General features: G+C 54.5%; 14 protein-coding genes and 1 pseudogene. 4 read left to right on the forward strand and 11 right to left on the reverse strand.

Features of this window, described 5'->3' with window-relative positions; all coding sequences use genetic code 11:
• Positions 1 to 22 precede the first annotated feature (22 nt).
• Positions 23 to 1,552 (forward strand): IS21 family transposase, encoded by a 1,530-nt coding sequence (gene istA, locus ACY65G_RS29100; protein ID WP_465000830.1) that lies wholly within the window; start codon positions 23 to 25, stop codon positions 1,550 to 1,552.
• Positions 1,542 to 2,318, forward strand: coding sequence for an IS21-like element helper ATPase IstB (gene istB, locus ACY65G_RS29105; protein ID WP_465000770.1), 777 nt, complete (start codon positions 1,542 to 1,544; stop codon positions 2,316 to 2,318). Before istA ends, istB begins: the two co-directional genes overlap by 11 nt.
• Before the next feature lie 86 nt (positions 2,319 to 2,404).
• On the opposite strand, the gene drmC is transcribed toward istB, so the two are convergent.
• The 8 genes from drmC to mads1 form a co-directional block, all read right to left on the reverse strand.
• Entirely contained in the window at positions 2,405 to 3,166 is a 762-nt protein-coding gene (gene drmC / locus ACY65G_RS29110) for a DISARM system phospholipase D-like protein DrmC (RefSeq protein WP_465000771.1), read from the reverse strand.
• A 1-nt stretch (position 3,167) separates the two neighbouring features.
• Positions 3,168 to 5,027 (reverse strand): DrmB family protein, encoded by a 1,860-nt coding sequence (gene drmB / locus ACY65G_RS29115; protein WP_465000772.1) that lies wholly within the window; start codon positions 5,025 to 5,027, stop codon positions 3,168 to 3,170.
• A gap of 2 nt (positions 5,028 to 5,029) precedes the next feature.
• Positions 5,030 to 9,052 carry a DISARM system helicase DrmA gene (gene drmA / locus ACY65G_RS29120; protein WP_465000773.1) on the reverse strand — a complete coding sequence of 1,341 codons (4,023 nt, stop codon included), beginning with the start codon at positions 9,050 to 9,052 and terminating at the stop codon, positions 5,030 to 5,032.
• Positions 9,053 to 9,069: 17 nt separating this feature from the next.
• Positions 9,070 to 13,113: an Eco57I restriction-modification methylase domain-containing protein gene (locus ACY65G_RS29125; protein ID WP_465000774.1), complete on the reverse strand. Its 4,044-nt coding sequence runs from the start codon at positions 13,111 to 13,113 to the stop codon at positions 9,070 to 9,072.
• The gene (gene drmD / locus ACY65G_RS29130; protein ID WP_465000775.1) at positions 13,110 to 16,247 is read right to left on the reverse strand and encodes a DISARM system SNF2-like helicase DrmD; all 3,138 of its coding nucleotides are present in this window, start codon (positions 16,245 to 16,247) and stop codon (positions 13,110 to 13,112) included. Before drmD ends, ACY65G_RS29125 begins: the two co-directional genes overlap by 4 nt.
• Positions 16,222 to 16,725, reverse strand: coding sequence for a very short patch repair endonuclease (locus ACY65G_RS29135; protein ID WP_465000776.1), 504 nt, complete (start codon positions 16,723 to 16,725; stop codon positions 16,222 to 16,224). Before ACY65G_RS29135 ends, drmD begins: the two co-directional genes overlap by 26 nt.
• Positions 16,726 to 16,742: 17 nt before the next feature.
• Positions 16,743 to 17,786 (reverse strand): DNA cytosine methyltransferase, encoded by a 1,044-nt coding sequence (locus ACY65G_RS29140; RefSeq protein WP_465000777.1) that lies wholly within the window; start codon positions 17,784 to 17,786, stop codon positions 16,743 to 16,745.
• Positions 17,787 to 17,850: 64 nt separating this feature from the next.
• A complete protein-coding gene (gene mads1, locus ACY65G_RS29145; protein ID WP_465000778.1) occupies positions 17,851 to 18,048 on the reverse strand; it encodes a methylation-associated defense system helix-turn-helix domain-containing protein MAD1 in 198 nt (65 codons plus the stop codon).
• Between the two features lie 224 nt (positions 18,049 to 18,272).
• On the opposite strand from mads1, the pseudogene ACY65G_RS29150 reads away from it, so the two are divergent.
• Positions 18,273 to 18,617 (forward strand): annotated as a pseudogene (locus ACY65G_RS29150) (helix-turn-helix domain-containing protein); the annotation flags it as partial.
• A 150-nt stretch (positions 18,618 to 18,767) separates the two neighbouring features.
• Here ACY65G_RS29150 and ACY65G_RS29155 read toward each other — a convergent pair.
• The 3 genes from ACY65G_RS29155 to glmS form a co-directional block, all read right to left on the reverse strand.
• Complete coding sequence (locus ACY65G_RS29155) at positions 18,768 to 19,106, reverse strand: type II toxin-antitoxin system RnlB family antitoxin (RefSeq protein ID WP_465000779.1); 339 nt, start codon at positions 19,104 to 19,106, stop codon at positions 18,768 to 18,770.
• A complete protein-coding gene (locus ACY65G_RS29160; protein ID WP_465000780.1) occupies positions 19,107 to 20,180 on the reverse strand; it encodes a type II toxin-antitoxin system RnlA family toxin in 1,074 nt (357 codons plus the stop codon).
• Between the two features lie 344 nt (positions 20,181 to 20,524).
• On the reverse strand, positions 20,525 to 22,354 hold the full coding sequence (gene glmS, locus ACY65G_RS29165) for a glutamine--fructose-6-phosphate transaminase (isomerizing) (protein ID WP_465000781.1): 1,830 nt from the start codon (positions 22,352 to 22,354) through the stop codon (positions 20,525 to 20,527).
• Between the two features lie 209 nt (positions 22,355 to 22,563).
• Here glmS and ACY65G_RS29170 point away from each other — a divergent pair, with 209 nt between their 5' ends.
• A complete protein-coding gene (locus ACY65G_RS29170; RefSeq protein ID WP_465000782.1) occupies positions 22,564 to 23,028 on the forward strand; it encodes an Lrp/AsnC family transcriptional regulator in 465 nt (154 codons plus the stop codon).
• Positions 23,029 to 23,375 lie beyond the last annotated feature (347 nt).

A 23,375-nucleotide genomic window follows, 5' to 3' on the forward strand; every position in this document is an offset into this window, starting at 1 on the left:
ACAAGTTGAGTGGGGAACCGGAGTGATCGACGTGGCACTACTAGGCATTATTCGACGCTGGCACATTCGTGACCAGGTCCCCCTTAGAGAGATCGCCAGACGCTTAGGCATCTCAAGAAACACTGTCCGGCGCTACCTGCGCGAGGAAATCACCGAGCCGGCCTACACCGAGCGGCGCTCGCGCAGCGCAATCGACAAATACTCGATTCAACTTTCAGCCATGCTCAAGACCGAGGCAGCACGATCTAGAAAGCAGCGGCGTACGCTAAAGCAGATCCATGAGGACCTGAAGGAATTGGGATTTGAGGGTTCTTACGACAGGGTTGCAGCGTTCGCGCGGGTGTGGAGGGAGGGTCAAACTGAGCGGGTCAATCCATCAAGCAAACGAACATACATCCCGCTAGCCTTCGCTCCAGGTGAGGCTTTTCAGTTCGACTGGAGCGAGGACTGGGCCGTCATCAATGGCGAACGCACGAAGCTACAGGTGGCACATTTCAAGCTCAGCCACAGTCGAGCCTTTTACCTTCGTGCCTATCTTCTTCAAACCCACGAGATGCTCTTCGATGCTCACGCTCATGCATTCACTGCCTTCGGAGGAATCCCTCGCCGCGGCATCTACGACAACATGAAGACAGCGGTCGACAAAGTGCGCACGGGCAAGGACCGCGACGTTAACGCGCGGTTTGAAGCAATGGTCAGCCATTACCTGTTCGATGCTGAGTTCTGTAATCCAGCATCAGGGTGGGAGAAAGGACAGATAGAGAAAAACGTAAGGGATAGCCGGCACAGGATTTGGCAGAAAATTCCACCGATGAAGAACCTTGACGCACTCAACACCTGGCTAACAGATGAATGCTTCAAGCTCTGGAAACAGGTCAAACACCCAGAGGCCGACATAACGGTGTGGGATGCATGGGCTGGCGAACGTCCTCATCTTATGCAGAACGGTCGGCCTTTCGATGGCTTTGTTGAGCACACAAAGCGCGTATCGCCGACCTGCCTGGTCACCTTCGAGCGCAACCGCTACAGCGTGCCGGCATCGTTTGCCAACCGGCCGGTCAGTGTCAGGGCTTATTGCGATCGGCTGGTCTTCGTAGCCGAAGGCAAAACCATCGCAGAGCACCCGCGCGAGATTATTCGGGATCATGGCCAACCGGGCCGCACTATCTTCAACTGGCGTCACTATCTGTCTGTACTTCAGCGCAAGCCCGGCGCGCTACGAAACGGGGCTCCTTTCCGGGAATTTCCTGATGAGTTCAAACGTCTCCAGGTGCTTCTCCTGAAACGCCCAGGCGGTGATCGGGAAATGGTCGAGATCTTAGCGCTGGTCATGTTCCACGAGGAAAAAGTTGTACTTGCAGCGGTAAAGCAGGCCTTAGATGCCGGGGCACCATCGAAGCAAATCATTCTTAACATGCTCAGCCGGCTGCTGGACACGGCTCCTCCCCCTAAGATCGATACCCCACAAGCCCTAAGCCTGAAAGTCGAGCCAAAGGCCGACATTAGCCGCTATGATCAACTCAGAAACCGGAGCACACAAGATGCAGCATGATCTAATGAAAGAGCAATTCAAGTCCTTGAAGTTGTGGGGTATGTCTCAAGCGCTTGCTGATTTAGCAGCTCAAGACTCACCGGCCTACCAGGCGGCTCTACCGGTGCTCGCTGGTTTGCTGAAGGCTGAGGCTGCCGAACGCGAGGTACGCTCCTTAGCTTATCAAATGAAAGTTGCTAAGTTTCCTAGCTATCGCGATTTGAACGGGTTTGATTTCGCCTGCAGCGAAGTCGATGCTAATCTGGTTCAGCAACTGCATCGCTGCGACTTCTTGCGCTCAGCTCACAATGTTGTTCTAGTTGGTGGCCCTGGCACGGGTAAGACACATCTGGCAACGGCACTTGGAACTCAAGCAATAGAACATCACAATTGTAGGGTACGGTTTTTCTCGACGGTTGAGCTGGTCAATGCGCTAGAGCTGGAAAAGCAGCAGGGACGCACGGGACAGCTTGCTGTAAAGCTGCTTCACACCGATTTGGTGATCCTGGATGAGCTTGGCTATCTGCCCTTCAGCCAAACCGGCGGAGCCTTGCTTTTTCACCTCATAAGCAAGCTTTATGAGAGAACCAGCCTAATCATCACTACCAATTTGGGGTTCTCGGAATGGGGTGCGGTGTTCGGGGACGCGAAGATGACAACAGCGCTCCTCGATCGTCTTACTCATCACTGCCACATCCTAGAAACAGGTAACGAAAGCTATCGCTTCAAAAACAGTTCAACCCAAACAAGTGGAAAGGAGGATGGCAGGAAACCGACTATCGGATGATCTTACTAAGAAGTAAAACGGGTCAGATTTCAATGCAAGTCGTGGGTCAGAATCGTGCGCAATCTAACAATCCTAAGCAAAGAATTTCATACTCGCACAATGATCTTAGTGTGGACTAGCGATCCAAGGTGATCCGCCAGTAATTTCGGAATGTATCCACCAGAAATAAGTACGCCAGCCTCCATGTTTCTTTCCATCGCATAGCCAGTAAGATTTGCGCTGGTCATAAAACAAAAGCGGCTATCTGCGACAGCAACTTTCGCGTGTACCCGTCCGTCGGCGAACTCACTCGGTTTGTTACGCCACGCGTATATCTGCGCACCAGGAACGAGGTCTCGCATCTTTCCAATCACGTCGATACTGATGCTCCCGCCATGGTTCTGAGAAGATTCTAAAAGCATTATGATGCTTACTCCACGTGCATTCGCGACATTCAAAGCCCTGACGACGTTAGACACGTCATAGGCTACGAAGCTGGTAATGAATAACGACTGTTCTGCGGAGTTAATGACCTGCAGGAGCGCTTGCTCCGTTCGACGAGTCGGTACAAAAGGTGTTGTCGGGCCAGTCCAAACGAGTTCGGTGGATTGCTCAGAGGTGGCCTTGGCGTAAACGTGGCTGGCTGCGACAAGCATTGATGCCAGTTCGTCTGAACCGACTTTGGTGTTTTGCCAGGCAGCTGCAAGCTGGTTGACTATAGTGGTGGCCACCGGGGTTCTGACGACACTCAGCAACACCATCGCAGCCTTATTAGCATCGGTTCGGCGAACTCGGGCAGCAACGGCCTGCACCTTCTCAGGCGAAACCAGAGAAACCAAGGCTGCAATGGCATCCAGGAGCTCCTCCATGTCAGACCCTGCTGAAGAAAGCAGCGTCGGCTCGTTCGAGTGTCGGTATGAGCAGCGATCGATCCAGATACCGATTGCCGCGCTCGCAGGATGTCTCTGCCACTAAAGAACACGCATGGCAAGCAGCCCCATGTAATGAGCGATCTTTTTCGGGGTCATGTTCCGAGCAGAGCGGGTCCGATGAGCAGATCTTCGACCTATTTAGGGCTTGGTCCAGCAGACGGCCAAGGTTTTCTGGCTTGCCGAGGTCGACAAGGCCCCCCAGCGTACCGTCAGAATCTGCGGCTGCGGTATAGATGAGGATGCCCGCCTGCGGCCTGTCGCCTGATGTTTCGGCATAAATGCGCTCACGAATGCTCGCAGCGTTGTATCCGCACTCGAGTGCTAGCTCACGGATCAGCAAATGAGACAGAGTGTGCAGCATTACATAGCGAATTCCAGGGTAGCCTTCGTTCGGGTCAAGATGACGTGAATTGCGCCATCCTTTATGCCCCCCACGAATCATCTGATCAACCTGTTTCACGCCATCTAATGCCTCCCATTTAACGAGCGCAGTTTCTTCAAACTGAATAAAAATTCCTTCGCCATGAACTTGATTGGCCGGCACCCAGTCTGGCTTACTGCGCGCCAGGCTGGCCATTTGAGGGCGTTCATTTGGGTCGCTAGACTCTTCAGGTGCTTCGACCCGAGTGAAGCCCAACAAGGCATTCACTTCGCGCAAGCGCTCAAGGAGCAAGACTCGACTTATATGGCAGCTGAATCCCGATGGCGTGCCGACCTTCTTGCTCATGAAGTGCGGGTAGTCCGTAGGAGGATTGGCCTCTGTCAGCACTTCCCATTCAGGCCGTTTGATATCGGCCTCATTCACGGCCTCTTGCCCACCGCCATTTCGGTGTGCTTCGACGGCCGACCAAATTGATGCCGCCGGATATTTGTCGATTCCTGGTAGCGCCCCGGTCTTCTTCAACGTCTTCACCGTCACTGACACCTCGGCTTCGGATTCAAGTTCGTCGAAAAACTCCCAACCATCTTTGATCAGTTGACTGAGCGGATCCTTGGTCTGAGGGATTGCAAGTGCTGAGAGCGTGATTGGAAACCAGCTGTTTGTAGAGCCCAGTAGTACCCCGCGTGCTTCCTCATCGCATTCGTGGTCGAAGTGGTCTAGGTGCGGATGCCGTCCTCGACATCCCGGAAGATTCTCTTTGCCTACCTTGCCGAATGCGTGGGCCATACTTCTGGATACCCTGCAGGCATCACACTTCACCCAAAGGTTTTCCGTCTGTAGCGACGCGCCGCTTTCAAAGAAGCGCAGCGTGCCCTTGCACGAGTTATTACCTCCATGGACGAAGTAGTGCCAGGGAAAATCGTCAAGGTGGCCATTGCGGCAGGCCAACAAGAAACGCGCGGGAACGGCATCTGCATCCTTGGCGGGTTGGTCACCTTTGGATCCACGGCAGCCCTTATGGACGAAGCGGGTTCGCTCAGGTCTAAAGCGGTTCTCCTTGATCTCGAAGAGGCCTGCATCGAAGGGTGACAACAGGCCGCACTTCACGCAGCGCATCCAGCGCGGGAATGGCCGGACGGGAACGCCGATATTGGCCTCGGCCGACAAGGCATCAGCGAGCTCGCTTTTCTGGAACGGTGGCATCCGCAGGCTCTCGATCTGCGCGCCCAGTACTTTGCGGACAGCAGCAAGCAGCCGTGCCTCATGAATTGGCTGGCAGCGGTCCTTTTCCCATCGGTCAATGCCGAGCGTCACGACTGACAGACTGGGCAAGTCGATCAACGCACCGGGGCCATAAGTCCATAGCAATTGGCTGGGTCGTACTTCACCGACTGGCGTTTTGTTGTTAATGATCATGCTCAATCCTCATCCTTCGCTGGGGGACGAGGCATCCAAGCATGATCGTCCGTAATATGGCTCGTGTTCATGATCAGGCGCACGCCAGGCTCCACTTCCCGCATCGACATCGGTACGGTCCAGTTATCCCAGGCTTGAACGCCGGGTGCTTTGATCAAAGCTACGGTTTTGTCTTTCTCGGGGCCGCGCTTCTCGTAGGCCAAGATACGTCCGCCCTTGCTGACTTCTTTCGACCATTCGTCTGCGCGTTCTTTTAGTTCAGTTTCGGCCAACTGCTTACGCGAGTTGTCTTCGGCGACATTGCCCGCACGAGTCGCTAATATCTTGATGGCTTTCGTCATCTCGGTCTGATTGGACCTGCTTAATTGGCCCGCCCCTTCGTTCGGACTGAAGACAGCGTTCTCGAGTCGTATCAAACTCAGCATCGTGCCCGTCAAAGCTCGGTCCATTGCGCGCGGTGAAAACGGCGTTACCGATTGTGCCTCAACATGTTTGTAGAACGTGGCATGGTAATGCTCGAAAGTTTCGTAGTGTGAAAGGTCGCGCGGTCTGGCCCATGTCAGTACCGTGCAGACTAAGCCGGGGAAGGAACGGCCGACACGGCTAGTCGCCTGAATGTATTCGGCAGTCCCCTTGGGTTGCCCGTTTACTGCCATCACTCCAAGCCGATTCACGTCGACACCTACTGACAACATGTTAGTTGCGAGTACTATATCAATGGCGCGCGTGTCGCCCTCCTGCCAGCGGGTCACGTACTTGCCGGTTGCCGTGTCAAACTCGGATTTAAACTTGACCTCTAGGTTATCAAGGTACTTAGGGATATCTTGGCTCGAAACCCGAGACGTTAGCTCGCGAATGTTGCCGATGCTGCGTTGTGCTAGTGCGGGCCGTCTCACCATGCTCATCTGCACGCGGTAGGAACGCGTTTGCACATCGTCTTCGGCCAAGCGCTTCATGCCGCCCAACTCACGAAGGGAATTAAAGTACCCGACCATAGTCATGTACGGATCAGCAGGTTCGCCAAAATGGTCAAACAGTTCCTGCGCTGCCGTCAAGAACGCGGTGTAGACCCGGATTAACATCGCTGGACGCGAACTACCTGGAGAGCAAACGCCAAGGTAACGCCGTCCAGGCCTGTTTTTAATCGAGCGTTGCACCGAGAAGAAATTGTCCTCTACATCCAGACCATGAGGCGGGAACACCGAAACACGACGCATGAAGACGTTGTTCACTTGGTCCTTGGCTTTGCGCACCGTCGCTGTGGAGGCGATGATCTTCGGTTTGACCGTTTTGCCATTAAGCGCCCAGCCGCATAGTTCATCTACGGCAGTCTCATATAAACCCACCATGGTGCCCAGCGGCCCACTGATTAGGTGGAACTCATCCTGAATGATCAAGTCAGGCGGGCGAATTGGGTTGATAGTCTTTACTTTCGAAAATGGAAGCCCTTTGCCAGCCTGGTGGTTGCCATTGCAATCCGCTCCTTGCCAAAGCAGTCCGTGACGCTCGCATTCCTGCCCAACGCGACCAAAGAGCGTGCGCACTTGACCACGCCATGCCATCATGGCGAACTTGTCTACGGTGGCGATCATCATTGTTGGTGGGCGGTGGTAGATCTCTTCGTCGACCACCAGCACAGGAATCCCCGGATGCGGCTGCTTTCTGGACTTGCGCTTAGAAAAATCGCAGCGGCCCTTCTTATCTCCGCAGTAGACGAAAGTACGGCCAGAGCCTTTGTTGACCTCAACATCCCGTTCTGGTGCGACTTCCGAGCCGCACCAAGGGCAACTGGTGAGTTGCGCTGGAGATGCAGCACCTGCGTTGTATTTGGCGGGATTGCGCGCATCCTCAATGGCGCGGTGGCTATCTTGGGTCGTTCCCGGCGTCACCTTATTGCCAACCCAGAGGCCAATGGTAAAAGGTTCCGTGCCGAGAGATTTGTCGCTCTTGTCCAACGCATCTCGGCGCAATATTTCCATAGCGCAAATCAATGCTGTGGCACGCTGGAACTGCTGTAGCGTCAACAAGCGTAGTGTGTAACGCATGATTACGGCCAACCCACGCGAACTGTCGAATCCGCCTAAATTACCTTGCATGCGTCGGATGGCCATGGTGAAGGCGGCCACGCCCAAGTAGGCTTCGGTCTTGCCGCCACCGGTGGGGAACCACAGCAGATCGGCGTAAGCCTCGACTGGCTCAACACGATCTGGGTGGCTCGGGTCCGTCAGTGACGGAATCGAGAGCAGCAGAAACGCCAACTGGAATGGACGCCAGCTGCGATTCCTCAGCACATCGAACTTGTCGATGGTGGCATCCTCGCCCCGGCGCATAGCCAGCGCGTACTGGCTGCGCACACGTTGCATCGCCATCGCTCGGTTGGCAAACCGGAAGGCCGCCAACGCTTTATCATTATTTTTTAGCGTGTCGATACCCTGCTGCAAGCGTGCGTGGATTTCCTGACAGCGGTCCATTGCTTGTTGCGACTGGGTGTCATAGCCAATGATCTCGGATCCGATGCGAGCGCGCTGTTCATCAATCCATGCGGCGTAGTCCATCGTCAGCATGCTCAAAGCATTGATCAGCGGGTCGATGTCCAATGTTGCCAACCGCTGCATATCGAGCAAACCGCTGCTTACCATCTCACGCATCGCCGGACGATCACCTGGATCAAGCCCTGGCGTCTCAGTAACCTGCACCTCGTACTGCGGCATCACCGAGGTGCGCACCTCGGTGGCATGCGTCACGTCGTTATCTGCAGTGTCAGCATGGACTGCAACCCCATGGCCCACGGCGAATTCGACACGATTCCGGTAGATCATCTCCAACGCAAGGCGCTCCCGAATATCATCGGTTTCGTCAATGTTCGGATCAGGTTTCAGCACAGGCCTGCGTCGGAAAATGGCGCGGTTGGTAGCATCCTTTTCCGAACGAACGATCAGCTCCGGCTGGAACACCCACGCCGTGTCGCGATTGGTTTCTGTTTCCTGTGCGTTCACCAAGAATAAGGTGACCAGACGATCGCCGTTGGCATTCTTGGCCCGAATCGAACCCTGCACTCGCACTTCAGGAAACTTGTTGTCAGGTGCCTGATGCGGAATTACGCCTTCAGTCAGCGGTAGCACGATCTTACCGCCACAAGGAATGCGTTGCCAGACCTTGGCTTTGGTCCGCACTTCGGCGCCGGTTTCCCTGTCTTTGCGAGTGCGGAAAATCTCGTGATCGTCACTGCGCTCATACCGACCCCAGCGCGCCTCGATCTCAATCCGGTCAGTATCGCCATCTACGCAGAAAGTCATGCCCAGACTACTGGGAACCAACGACTGGTTGCTGGCGGCATCAATCTCATCGGCTGAATCTGATTCCGACTCTACACGCCCGGTGACCGTTTCAAACTCCGCACCAGGCTCGTGCCTTCCCGGAGCCCAAGACTCCGTGGGCTCTTCCGCTTCCTCATTGGCCAATGGCCCGTCCAGCCCCTCAATACCACCCTCTGCTGCCTCACGCGGAGCCAGTTTGCCAACCAGGTAGCGGTCGCGCACACTCATGTCGACGATATACTCATGCGGGCCGCCGGCCGGACCCAGCAGGTCGTCCATCACGGCCAGTTGCAGCAGTTCGCGGATGTAGGCCTGATTCTCAATTGTCGGCACTTCGGCGATTGTCTTATGCAATACCTTGGGGAGTGACTTCAGAAAGTCCGTCCATTGAATGCGGCTAACGCTGCCGGACGACGGCGGGGTGAGCGACGTAAGGCCGATCGAAACCGCCAGATTAACGAACAGCATGCGGTCGAAGTAGATCGTAGTGGAATCCAGATCGGAACGAATTCGCAGCACCCGTCCGACCCGTTTAATGTGGTCACCACCGTTTATGATCAATACCCAGTCGCCATCAGCGATGGCTTGATATAGCGAACGCTCACCCTTTAGCCGCAGCAAGTAGGGTGCCAACGTGAGGCTAGCAGTAAGACCATGATCAATGGCGATCCATGCATTGGTTGATTGATTTGATTTGTCTGTGGTCATTGTGTTCTTCCGCGTACTTACACATCTAAGCTATCAAAATTAAAGCCTTCTTGTATTGAGGGAGATACCTGAGTTCGCTTCGTGCGCCCAACTTTTGTCGGTACAGAAATACGGACGCCCTCAGATACTTCTTGCTCGTGACGGCGGAAATTCAATTTTAGAAGCTCTTGCAGTATTTTTTCCCTAGTATTTTCAGATAGCGAATACCTGCCTCCTAATTGATCATGCTGAAAATTATGGACAAGCGAAAGATCTGACCACTCATAAGCATTAACAACTGCTGAATTTAGCTCGCAATATTTTTCTCGTAGCGAGAGAATTTGGGGAGATGACTCCTCCCGATTATTCATCATATTGAGCAGCGTGGTTACCCCAGCATTCAGATCGCGCATCAAAGACTGTCGAAGCTGATAAAAATCCTCGGATGCCGTGCGAATTTCAACTGTTATAGGAGGAAAAGGGAATGTATCGAAAGAATCAGAAGACGTATAGCGGAGAGTCTCGCCCATTGTCGATGAATACTTCCGGACCCAAGCATCGTGGACAGCGCTGTGAAGTACCCCAAGCATACCAATATCATTTGAGGCAATAATCACCATGGGGGAAGCAAAAACCATTTTCGCAGACGCAAGAGAGAATGATAAGTATTTACTAGGCGATGGCTGAACAATAACTTGCTCTAAATTTTCAATTGCGGATGTTAATCCTGGACGTTGTTCAGCATAGAGCCACCATCGCTCCCGATTTGCTTTCCTTTTTTGTGTATCCCGTTGTGGCTTCACTAGCGCCCGAATCCGTTCAACAGCTTTTGGATAACGATTTTCGCACGTGGTTAAGTCCAATCCACTAAAGTTAATTGCAAATGAAGATGGGCTTTGATTTGGTTTTTGATTAATATCTTCGCCGCGCAGGTAAGGACTTATGACTTCCTGAGACTCAGGCTCTACGCTTAGCAGCTTAGCACACTCTTGCTCACTCATAGAAAAGCCGCTCCCCATAACGTAATGGCCTACAAAAGACGCGCCTTCATTCGCCTTAAGGCTATGCGGTTTCGCCTCTTCATTTTGCGCTAAGAGCCTTGAATTGATATTTTCAACAAGCTCACCATTCAAATTGCACAGCGATTTCCAACCATTTTTATTAATGACTAACGGAGAAACTTTAACCGATGCTTCACCTGGCCACTTGAGGCCTGGTTTAGACCAAATTATTTTCATATGGTCATCTAGCAATTTTGCTAAGCCCACTTCTCTAGTGTCACCTTGAGAAATAGTGTCAACTAAGACAAGACCGAATGATGCGATGGAAGAACATAATGAAGCTGATCGTAGGAGAAAATGAACGCAAAGATCGGCAGTCCCAAGACTCGAATCTGCAAGTGTCTCTAGATATTTCAGATGTTTACTTCCAAGCGCAGTAGATACCCTCATGCCCCACAGGAACGGGGGATTTCCAACTATAGAATCAAATCCATTTCTTACATGGAAAACTTCAGGGAATTCCAACGGCCAGTGGAACGGGCGACGTGCGGATTTGTAAGCGGGTAGATCTATTGAGAGCGTAGTGAGCGATCTCTGGCGTATTGAGGCAAGGGCACTGCAGTCGCCATTGATAGCCTGTCCAGCTTGAATGGCTAGGGGGGCTAGCATGTTTTCTAGACTCGTCGAATTGCCTCCTGACGCGAATACCTCTCCAATGAATGCATCAGCGATGCATTGTGAGACGTCAAGTTTGCGGCGTGCATCTTTGTCTAGATGCGCCATTACTTCTACATCGCGGATGTCACGTATTGGCATCGCGCGTAGTCGTTGACGCAGTTCGATAGCTAAGTAAACTGCTTTTTCGATGTCTTTACCAAACAATCGCTGCTGCCCTTTCCTGCCAGGCGTCACGGAAAGTTCAGTGAGTTGATCCAGTCGATGAATGCCGAGTAAGCTGTCCCCGCAACGCAAGTTATGATCAAGAAAGCCAAACGGACGATCTTTTGCTAACGTCACCAGCCAAATCGAGAGCTTGGCCAGTTCGACTGCCAGCGGATTCAAATCGACGCCATACAGGCAACGCTCAGCAATTAGGCGACGCGCGATGACTGTACGAGCTTCGCCGTCACGGGGCAGTGGTTCCTTGGCCGCTCCTGCTTCCAAAACGTCGCCATCCACACTCACAAATTTACCTAAGACATCGACCTGTGACCAAGCTTCGACGAGGCGACCTGCCAACCAACGACAAGCTTGCACAAGGAATGCACCTGAGCCCATGGCTGGGTCGCAGATCTTGAGATCAAGTAGTTCGGCGGAAGATTTCAGTTTCCATTGATCGCGGGGTATTCCCTCTGCAGGGCCAACATAGGCCACTGGTGTGAGGGTTTCGGCAACGATCGCTTCGGTCAGAGACTTCGGCGTGTAGTGGGTGCCGGTTTCGCGCCGGTCGGAGCCAGTGATCACAATGAAGGCACCGGCGGGATAGACAAGCGGATAGCCCCATGGATCAGTGCGTAGCAGATGGACATACGGCTTTACACGGTCGCGGAGCTTGGTATTGCCTTGGCAAGCGGTAAGTAGGCGGTCGGCCAGAATATCGTCGACAGGTTTGACAAGATCGTTACGCACCCGACTAGCAGAACTACCTGAGCGTTCTTGCAGCAACTCAGCCAGGCGCGTGGATCCATCCAAGCGCGCCGAATCCAGCTCAGCCAAATTGATCCAGGGAGTCTTGGCGCTCTTAGTGGTATCCAGTTCCAGCATAACTTCATTGGTGCGCTTGACGGTGCGTTCGAGCAAACCCTCGTACACGTAACCGATCTGTTCAACATCCAGTGCGCGATATGAAAGCGTGCGACCCTGGAATTGCTGAATAGCCACCAGCAACAGCAGCACGGTACGGTTATCGATGGGTAGCGGCTTCGCTGCATCGTTGCGCCAGTTGGAGCCTTTAGTCCGCCCCTCAAGGAACGGGAAGCGGTCGGGATCAAATAGCGACCCGCCTAACGCCGGCAGGCGCAGGTTTTCGTGGTCAATGCCACCGAACACGGCGCGAAAAATCGCCAAGAGGCGTGACCAGGCGTCCCAACGTCGTTCGAGGATCTCTTCGGATTCCTTGCGCAATTGCATCCGCAACGTGGAGAGTGCGTAGTGGGCCTCGTAACGCTCATCGCCCATCAGGAGCAGCCCACGCTCCTCGGCCGAGAGCAGGAACACCAAGCGCATCATCACTGTCAGCGCGGCTTCATACAGCTCGGGCTCTGTGACGTCGTAGAGAAGCTCGCGATTGCGGTCCAGGTCAGCTTTGTCGAGCGTTTGGATCAATACTTCGACAGCGCGGCGCACTTGTTCGCCCAGGGCGTCGGTGACTTCGTCCTGAAACTTCAGAGAGCGATCGAACAGCGCGGGCAATTGTTCGGATTCGTCGACGAAGAAACGACGGATGCCAAGCAAGTGCACAAAGGCTTGCAGGGTGATGGGCTCTTGACTCCAGATACGAGCATACCAACTAGCAAAGGTAGTAACTGCACCGACCGGGGCATCCACCAGCATCCAGCGTTCGCCGTTGGTCACCAGTCCTAGCCGACAATCCAACGAGCGGCACATAGCAACCATGCGATCGGCGGGCGTAATGGTCAAACCGCCCAGCTTCAAGGTCGTATCGAGATCTACACCTTGGGGATAGGTTTGGATCAGCAACAGCAGCTTGTTGGGGCGTTGCTCATCGATCACCGCAAGATCGGGCGACAGCGTTACGCCGTGCTCGTGCAAGCTGGCTTGGAGGTGCACCGCACACCAATCGGGACGCTTCAGGACGTCACCTTTGCCGTCTTCATCAAGCTCAAGGCCGCGCGATAGCACCTCATCAATCCACGCGTCGTGCAACTCAGCGAACTGCGTGTCTTCCAGCTCAAGGGCTTCGCGCCATTCCTCGTACGCTTGGCGCAGCCGTTTGCGCTTGGTTGCATCCAGTCCTTCTAGCCCTTGTGGAAAGGCTTCTTTCAAGACGGGAATAGCAAGGAATGGTCCAGAGATCTCGATCAGCGACAGCCACTCATCATGCAGGCTGAGAGCACTCATGCGGCCCCCTGAACGGCAGATGCAGGCACTAGAAAGATGACGGCGACCGGGAAGGTGCGCTCGTTGAGTTTTAAGTAACGGGTTTCGATGGCTTCAGCCTCTTGCTGACGCTCAGCTGGAATGCGGGCAAGACGACTCTCCAGTGCTACGGTGTCGCGCCTGAGCTGTGTTCGTTCGTCTTCTGAGAACAGTGAAAATTGGGCCGGTTGCTGATCTTTTTTCAGCTCAAGCTGAATGGCCTTTTCAAGCTCATCAAGCACGGAGATAATATCAGCCACTTCCTGCTGCTTACGAGATTGCAGGGTATTAGTCAGGAACTTGAGCCGGTCTTTGGACCGGGCATCGACCGCCTGCAGTATTGCACTTTGCGCACGCTCGAAACGCACACGGATGGCATCAAACAGAGAGTCAGAGGCCGTTAAAGGCTTTGCCTCGTTCAGCCATTGCTGGACTTTGGTGACGCCCTCTTCACGGCGAAAAGATTTGTCGCCCAGATGCCCCCCTGCTACCGTTAGTTCTTCGTGGAGACGATGGTGATTGCCACCCGTGACAATTAGCCGTGAGATGACAACCACGGCAGGGCCGTCGATCAGGGCATCTGGTACCGAACGCACGGTGACACGATGCAGCTTTTTTACATCGTCTTGCGCCCAGACTTCGGCGCGTAGCAAGCGCAGGCACATCTGCACCAAGCGGTGGTTCAGGTGAACTAACACAACGTCGTCACGCCCGGTGGCGATGGCATGATCGAAGGTGATGGGCCGAATCTGCAGCGTGTGGGGGTGGCGCAAGCCTTCGAGGCAGCGTGCCCACGAGCCCGACAGCGCGGGCATCTTGAATACAGTTCCGACTGGGGCATCAGCCAAGGCAAAAGGCTCAAGCGGCGGCCGGCCTGCCAATACAAGTCCCGTCTTGACCGCCATGAGGATGTGCTCTGGCGTGAGGTGAAAATCCTGCTGCGTAGTCAGGAGCCGTTCGTGCAGCTTGGCAACGCGGTCTTGCAGTTCGCGTTCGGCTCGCACGAAGTGTCTAGCCTTGGCTATTTTGGCTTCAGCAAAGCGGGTGTCAAGGTCTTTGATCGAACCTTCAATCAGTCCTGACATTTGCGGCGCGATAACAGGGTTGACACTACCCATGTCCGCCCGCATCGATTCGAGTTTGCGCAGCGCGCGCATGATGTCGTCGCCGTGACCGCCAATGGTTGCTTTGCCCTTTTCACCGCCATCGACGGGGTGCCAGATCAATACCTCTTTCTGCCGCTGACCATGTCGGTCGATACGGCCATTGCGCTGCTCCATCACATTGGGGTTGTAAGGGATCTCCAGATGGATAAGGCAGTTACAGTGGTTCTGTAAGTCGATACCTTCGGACGCGGCATCGGTGGCCAGGAGGATGCGAACCGCTGAATCTTTGGGCGAAGTCTGGAAGGCTGCTTTGACCTTCTCGCGCTCATCCTGCGGCATACCACCATGCAGGATGGCCAGTCGATCGCCACCGAAACCGTGGCTGGCAAGGATCTCGTGCATCCACTGGTGCGTAGTGCGGTATTCAGTGAACAAGATGACTCTGCGATCATGCCAGCGATCATCAGTCTTCAGATTGTTAGCAAGCCACTCGAGGACAGCCTTGGCTTTGGCATCGACTTGGTTCTTGGCCAGCTGCGCCCACGACCGCAGCTCATTCAACATTTGTTGCTGCTCTACTGTAAGCGGTTGCGCGCGACGTGAGGCTTCTTCAACCGCCTCCGACTGCGCGTTTTCGACCTCTTGGTCGTTAGCGTAGTCTTCTTCGACCCGCAGGATGGCTTTGCGCAAAATGCGGTCGGTCATAGCATCCTCGTCCTTGTGGCGGCTTTCACTCGCCAGACTGGCAATGTGTTTCTCAAGGGTAGATGCAAAAGCGGCAGGTGAAGAGAAGAGTCGCTTCTTGAGCAACTGATTAACGAAAGACGTGCCGAACGCATTGCCGGCTTTTTGAGCATTCTGCTCGCGACTCGCGCAGTAGTCGTTCAGCTTTTGATGAATGGCACGCTCTTGTGGGGAGTACGAGGCTAGCAGCGCTTGCAATTTTCGCTGCGCATAGAGCAGCTTGCCTTCGGCATCGACTAGGTCGCTTTTTAGGCGGCGGATCATGACCTGACTTAACTGCTTTTCATCCGGCAGGATGTTTCGAGCAAAACGTTGATCGTCTAGCAACTCCAGCAACGAAGTGAAGGATTCGGTGTAACCGTTGTGAGGAGTGGCCGTCAAAAACAGGCGATGCTGAAAGTGCGGGCTAATGGAGCGAATGAAGCGTGTGCGCTGGCTTTCCAGCGCGTAGTTCGCACCCGCAGCGGGGGCGATGTTATGTGCTTCATCGACTACGAGCATGTCAAATTTGCGCGGGTAGCTGGTATGCACAGGCAAGACCTCGCGCATAGCGCGCAGTCCTTCCCCACTCTTGACCCAGTCCATAGACGCAATTAGACGTGGATGGGAAGTCCAGGGATTAGCATGGATGCCGCGATCGCGGCGCAACTGCTTGATGTAGGCCGTATCTACCACTCGGAAATCAAGGCCAAACTTTTCCAGCATCTCGACACGCCACTTTTCCTGCAACGATGCGGGGCAGATGATTAGGACCGTGCGGGCACGGTGCCGCAGTAACATCTCCTGAATGACGAGACCAGCTTCGATGGTCTTGCCCAAGCCGACGTCGTCGGCGATGAGCAGGTTGACGCGAGCCATATCGATGGCACGAACCAAGGGGTCGAGTTGGAAGTCTTGAATACTGACGCCACTGCGGAACGGTGCTTGCAGAAAACCTCTATCGGCATTCGTGGCAGCACCCCAGCGAACCGCATCAAGAAAAGCGTCGAGGGTGTTCGAGTCATCCTGGCCGGTAATCGACGGAAGACCTGCACGCTCAATAATTTGCGCGCCTGGCTCAATCTCCCAAATGACCTCAAGATTCTCACCCAGACCATCCTCGTCGATGGATGAGAGGGTTACCGCATTCTGTTGCGCAGAGGTCGATGGCAGCTTTGATGAGACGACTTCAGCAACGACCCACTGACGTCGTCTGACCTCGACTAGCTGCCCAGGCTCTGGGCGGGCGCGATAGATCTGGCTATTCTGTGCATTCGTAATTTCCATGCGGTTTACTGTTTTCCTGTTCAGTCTGTTTGGCTCGAACTGGCTGGCGATCACGGCGTGTCAATCTAGTTGTGATCACCAAGTTCGCGACGGCGTCAGCTGCACTGGATGCTGGCTCGTGCTCCCAGAATCGCAGCACGGTCCATCCGATGCTGCGAAGCCGCTTGTTAGTGTCAGCATCTCGATGTCGATTCGCCTCTATCTTTTGTAACCAGAACTCAGCGTTTTGTTTTGGCCATGTGGCGTGTTTGGGACAACCATGCCAGAAGCAACCATCGACGAAGATTGCGATCCTCAACCCTGGGAAGGCTATGTCCGCGACACGACGAGGTTTCTCCAACACTTTGAAGTCGACTCGATAGCGCAGGCCTCTCTGGTACAACGCCCGACGCAACGCGATCTCAGCGCCTGTTCCCTTTTGCCGCACCTTTGCCATACGGCGACTGACTTCAAGAGATGAGGGCTTAATGCGTGGCATTGATGAATTTCGTCAGATTATCGGAATTTGGTTGATGCTAAGTGCCCATTGATGCTGCGCGCAATAGCGCGGCCTAAGTCAACAGGAACGGCATTGCCAATAAGACGTCCGAGAATCTTAAAACTCACTTCACCGTCATCCGGAATAAACGCGTAGTCAAATGGGAAGCTCTGAATGATTGCTGCTTCTCTCAAGGTGATTGCACGATCTTGTTCAGGGTGCCCGAACCGCCCATTCCCAAAGCCATAACACTGCGTTGTCATAGTGGGGGCAGGCTTGTCCCATTCCATGCGGCCATAGACGCCTGGGTAAGTTTTGCCAGTTTCCGCACGATGACAGTCAGCCACAAGATGCACTGGCCAGTCGCGCCACGTTCCACCCGGCTTCGAAACCCGAATGCGCTTGAGATTCTTCTCTGACAGCGCAGAAGAAACATGCAGCTTGTCCTGGGGGGCTGCCTCGCCAGCGCTTAATGCGCACAGACGACCAATCGCCTGTCGTACGGTTTTGGGCTTTTCGAGCGTAGGTTCGACCATCCTAATCTCGCCATGCCTTGAAGCCAGCAGTACCATGCGGCGACGACTTTGTGGTACCCCGTATCGGGCGCTATCGACAACGTCAAACCATACGGTGTAGCCGAGCCGCTTGAGAGTATCGACAAAGTCATGAAACACCTCATGCTTAGCAACGCTTGGGACGTTTTCCATCGTAATTACGTCCGGGTGAGTGCCTTTTGCCAAGCGAGCAAACTCGTACAAAAGCCCCCATTTCCCGTCCTTGCCATCTAATTCATAGCGTTGTGCATATGTTGAAAAAGGCTGACAAGGAGCACAGCCAGCAAGGATCTTGAAGTCGGCGTTGCCGAACAGCACATTCAACTCAGTAGTAGTTACTTTGCTGATGTCGCGCTCTATAAACCTTGCGCTATTGTTAGCCTCATAAGGAAAGCGGCAAGCTGGGTCCATGTCTATACCAGCCACAACAGGCACGCCTTCGAGCACGAAGCCATGTGTTAGCCCGCCAGCTCCGCAGAACAAGTCCACACAAGAAACTTTTGTCATTAAATTATCCTCATTTCGTTTCGATCGTCGGATAACTCCATCGAACCAGTTGTTCGCAGTTCAATCATTTGTTGCTTTGACCCTCGTTCTCTGCCGCGCCACCAGTGCGCACCCATACGTCGATTTCCTGAGACTTGAATTTCCAAAATCGGCCGATGCGATGAGCAGGCATGTTGCGTTTACTGATCCATGCGTAAACAGTGTCCTTGCTAACGCCGAGGTACTCGGCTATCTCTTCGACCGACAACCAGCGTTCTGGCATGGCATAGCCTTCATGAAAAGTCTGAATGGGGATGAACTGACAAGTTTCGCACGAGATTTGCCGCTTGTAAATGATTTGATCCGTTTTAACTTGGTCTCACCTGTTTAGGCATGATTGAGTGTTGATTTACAGCGAAATCTGACCCACTTTACCAAGTAATTTGCAGCTGAATCTGACCACGTTTAAGACACAATCCTGCTCAACAAGTTGAGTGGGGAACCGGAGTGATCGACGTGGCACTACTAGGCATTATTCGACGCTGGCATATTCGCGACCAGGTCCCCCTTCGAGAGATCGCCAGACGCTTAGGCATCTCAAGAAACACTTTCCGGCGCTACCTGCGCGCGGAAATCACCGAGCAGGCCTACGCCGAGCGACGCTCACGCAGCGCAATCGACAAATACTCGATTCAACTTTCAGCCATGCTCAAGACCGAGGCAGCTCGATCCAGAAAGCAGCGGCGTACGCTAACGCAGATCCATGAGGACCTGAAAGAATTGGGATTTGAGGGTTCTTACGACAGGGTTGCAGCGTTCGCGCGGGTGTGGAGGGAGAGTCAAACTGAGCGGGTCAATCCATCAAGCAAACGAACATCGTGGGTTAGAATCGAGCGCAATCTAACACGCAGCCATTTTAATTTAACCACGCAACACTTTCTGATGCGTAGCGGTCACGGTAGACTGGAATCGGCGGTCACAGTCGCCGGAACACGCAGCAGGCTAGTGTGCGAATTTTTTCAATTCGCCAGACGAGAGAACGCTACCGAGAAGAAATGTCAGATCGCTCTTGGCAATCGAGTCTTGTTCGTCCTGAATGCCTAAACTAACGTCGGACTCAACTGCAAAAGACGTGCGATCAAACCCATTCTCGGCGAATTTCATGGTAGCGAAACGATTTGAGGTCAGTCCATTGACCGCTAGCAAATCGAACAGCACTATACCCTCGAAACCCAAATGGACGAGTTCCGTGGCGAGTTGCTTTGTCTGGCGCAAAGGATGAAAATCAGCCGTGGCCGTAACCACTGCGATTTCACCTACAATGCGAAGTGTCTTAATCATTTAAATTCTCGCCGTATAAAGTCCGTCGATAGCTGCATAAGCATCTTTTGACAGACTAATGGCCTTATCCAATGTATCTATCATTCTGCTACCATCAGGAAATTCCTCCATGTGGAAAATTGTATGACGGTGCTTCCTGAAAAAAGTATAGCCTTTGTTAAAGGCATCTACCATCGCCGCGTGCCCAATAGCAGCCTCATACTTAGGCTTCAGCGTACATACGCCATGCTTAACATCAAAGAATTCGCCGAACCCATTGTCGGTGTCTTCAACGGACATTAAGTAGCCGCTCATCTCCTGTTTCAGGACGCCTTCCAACGAGCGCAGATCAGGGTAAAGCAACAAGCAATAGTCAGGCAGCTTCGGAGCTGCCAACTTGACGCAGCAGCTAGAAATTAACAGTTTTTTGACAGCCTCGGGCAGATCGCCATAGCTACGGGGAAAAAATCCCTTCAGGTAATCTTCAGCCATCTCCTTCCGGACGATTTCCGCGCTGCTGTCATCTTTGCGATACAAAACTTGCTCAAGCCCCTTCAAGTCTAGAAGGTCGGTGAGCATAAATATGACCCGTCGATAACACGAAAGAGGTTTGCCCTGAATCTGCAAAACCCTTGTCGTGCGATGGTGGGTAAGCGTGAGACTATCCTGATGAGCAACGCTTGTCAGTGTCACTTGCTTGCAAATTGCTTCATCTCGAAGAGGGGTTATTTTAATGTCAGCTGACTCTTCAAGACAATCCAGAATCGGATCAAATGACGCACTAGTGATCCCCTTAAGGGAATAATTTATATTCTCAAACTCAGCAGGGTTGATTGTGGCTTTCAAGTGAGCGGCAAGTTGCTCGCCTACTGGCTGGTTCTTTCCCATCTTCCATTGGACAGTCGTTGTACCTGTCCCGTTCAGGTGCAAATCAACGGTAGCATACTCCGAGCCCGCTGCACCAAAAACAACACGTTTGCGTTTTTCAAGCGACTGAATTCCGCCGTCCAGCGTGTAGCTGTTCGACACCATGAAGCCCTGAATGTTCGCATCCAGAGTCTCCCGATTCAAATTCAGGTCTTTATAGTCAGACATTCATTCACCTCGAACGCGCGCTAGTCATCTCTCATCTGGACGATGTAAAGGCACAGACTTGTAGAGAAAAGGTTCCTATTGTACCTGTGGCTGCGGATGGCTGCCTAGCAAGTATGATTTGCGTGCACGCTGCTGCGCGCAGAGCCCATTCTACCAACTCCCACTCTCAGTGCGGCCAACCGTGCGGCCGCTTCTGGCCGAAAGTGGCCGGTCGGAGGACTCACTGTACATGAGCCGATGTGTTGCCGCCACCGTGGGGTTGACGGCAAGCAGGGAGCCGCTCCGACCAACTTTATTCTGGCCCGACCAACTTTATTCTCGCTAGTCAGGGATGCGGCCGACACTTACTCGACCGTCACCGACTTCGCCAGGTTACGCGGCTTGTCCACGTCCGTACCACGCGCCAGCGCCGTGTGATACGCCAGCAGCTGCAGCGACACCACGTGCAGGATCGGCGACAGGCAGCCGTAGTGTTCCGGCATGCGGATCACGTGCACGCCTTCGCCGGAGGTGATGCGCGAGTCGACGTCGGCGAACACGTACAGCTGGCCGCCGCGGGCGCGCACTTCCTGCATGTTCGACTTCAGCTTCTCGATCAGCGCGTCGTTCGGGGCGATCGTGACGACCGGCATTTCTTCCGTCACCAGCGCCAGCGGGCCGTGCTTCAGTTCACCGGCCGGGTAGGCTTCGGCGTGGATGTACGAGATTTCCTTCAGCTTCAGCGCGCCTTCCAGGGCGATCGGGTAGTGCATGCCGCGGCCCAGGAACAGTGCGTTTTCCTTGCGGGCGAAGTCTTCGGCCCAGGCGATGATCTGCGGTTCCAGCGCCAGCACGGCGGAGATCGCCGATGGCAGGTGGCGCATGTCCTTCAGGTGCTGCGCTTCTTCTTCGTCCGTCAGGCGGCCGTTCACCTGTGCCAGCGCCAGCGTGAGCAGGAACAGAGCGGACAGCTGCGTGGTGAACGCTTTCGTGGACGCGACGCCCACTTCCACGCCGGCGCGGGTGATATAGGCCAGCTTGCATTCGCGGACCATGGCGCTGGTGGCGACGTTGCAGATCGTCAGCGTGTTTTCCATACCCAGCGAGCGGGCGTGCTTCAGCGCCGCGATCGTGTCGGCCGTTTCGCCGGACTGGGAGATCGTCACCACCAGCGTGGACGGATTCGGCACGCTGTCGCGGTAGCGGTATTCGCTGGCGATTTCCACGCTGACCGGCACCTTGGCGATCGATTCGATCCAGTACTTGGCGGTCATGCCCGAGTAGTAGCTGGTGCCGCAGGCCAGGATCAGCACGCGGTCGATTTCCTTGAACACCTTGTAGGCTTCATCGCCGAACAGCTCTGGCGTGATGCCGACCACGCCTTCGAGCGTGTCGCCGACGACGCGCGGCTGCTCGAAGATTTCCTTCTGCATGTAGTGGCGGTACGGGCCCAGCTCGGCGGCACCGGTGTGCGCGTGTACGGTTTTCACTTCGCGCTCGACCTGCTTGCCGTCGGCGTCGACGATCCAGGCGCGGCCCAGTTGCAGGTCGACCACGTCGCCTTCTTCCAGGTAGATGATCTGGTTGGTGGTGCCGGCCAGCGCCATCGCGTCCGACGCGACGAAGTTTTCGCCGTCGCCCAGGCCGACGATCAGCGGCGAGCCCTGGCGTGCAGCGACAACGCGGTGCGGTTCTTCACGGGAGAACACGGCGATCGCGTAGGCACCATGCAGGCGCTTGACGGCTTGCTGGACGGTCTCGAACAGGTCGCCGGTGTACAGGTGGTCGACCAGGTGGGCGATCACTTCGGTATCGGTCTGGCTCTGGAACACATAGCCCAGCTTGGTCAGCTCGTCACGCAGCTCGTCGTGGTTTTCGATGATGCCGTTGTGGACCAGGGCGATGCGGGCATCGTCGGAATTGGGCGAGAAGTGCGGGTGCGCATTGTGCGACGCCGGTGCGCCGTGCGTGGCCCAGCGCGTATGGGCGATGCCGGTGAAGCCTTGCAGTTCGATTTCCTGCATCTGCTTTTCCAGCTCCGCCACGCGCGACGTGCTGCGCGAGCGCTGCAGGCGGCCATTCGTGTGCAGTGCCACGCCGCACGAATCGTAGCCGCGGTATTCCAGGCGCTTCAGGCCTTCGATCAGGATCGGGGTGATATTACGTTGCGCTACCGCGCCGACGATGCCGCACATGGTGACCTCTACAGTAAGTGTTAACAGACCGACATCGTAGATCAGACCTGTGGAAATATGCTTACTTATTCATGCTTATTGTGAAACAATATTTCATGATTTCGGAGACAAGAAATTTTATGACAAATATATTACTTATTTTTTATAAAATTTCATATCTGCTTTGCGCAGCATCACGCGGAACGAAATAACTCACAAAAGGAACGAGGATGGACATTGCACTGGACGAGCTGGATCGCCGGATCCTCACCGTATTGCAGGAAAACGCGGCCATCACCAATGCCGAACTGGCGCAGCAGGTGCATGTGTCCGCCCCGACATGCCTGCGGCGCGTCAAGGCGTTGCGCGATGCGGGCATCATCGAGCGGCAGGTGGCGATCGTGGCGCCGGACAAGGTAGGGGCACGGCTCACCGCCATCGTCGAGATCACGCTCGATGTGCAGGCGGCGGACAGGATGGCGCAATTCGAATCGCTGGTGGCCCGGGAAGGGACGGTACTGCAGTGCTATCGGGTATCGCCCGGGCCGGACTTCGTACTGGTCGTGCAGGTGGAAGACATGCCGGCTTACCACGCGCTGGCGCACCGCCTGTTCACGAGCCATGCGAACGTACGCAACGTGAAGGCATATTTTTCCACGTTCCGCAGCAAATTCGAGACGCGTATTGCCGTCTGAATCGCCAGGTTATCCACTGCGATCCACAGGCCATACACCGGTTTTTCGCATGGTTATCCCAACACTTTTCCACCGGTAAACGCCTGCTTATCTCCAGCTTGTCCGCGCCTTATACCGCATTGGCCACATCCTTTTCCACAAAGTTACCCACAACAGCACAATGGCGGGTAACCGCATCCGGCGGCGGAGCGGGGCAGTGCCCGTATACTTCGCACGGTGGATGAGCATCCGGCCGTGCGCGAATTTGCGCTGTGTGTAAATGGGGTAGTTATTCACCGGCCTGGCTGGGCTACTGCAGGCATCCGCACCATCCTGGCAAACGGGCAAATGACGCAGTAAACCGGAAG

Source organism: Pseudoduganella sp. jia 12 (assembly GCF_055502675.1).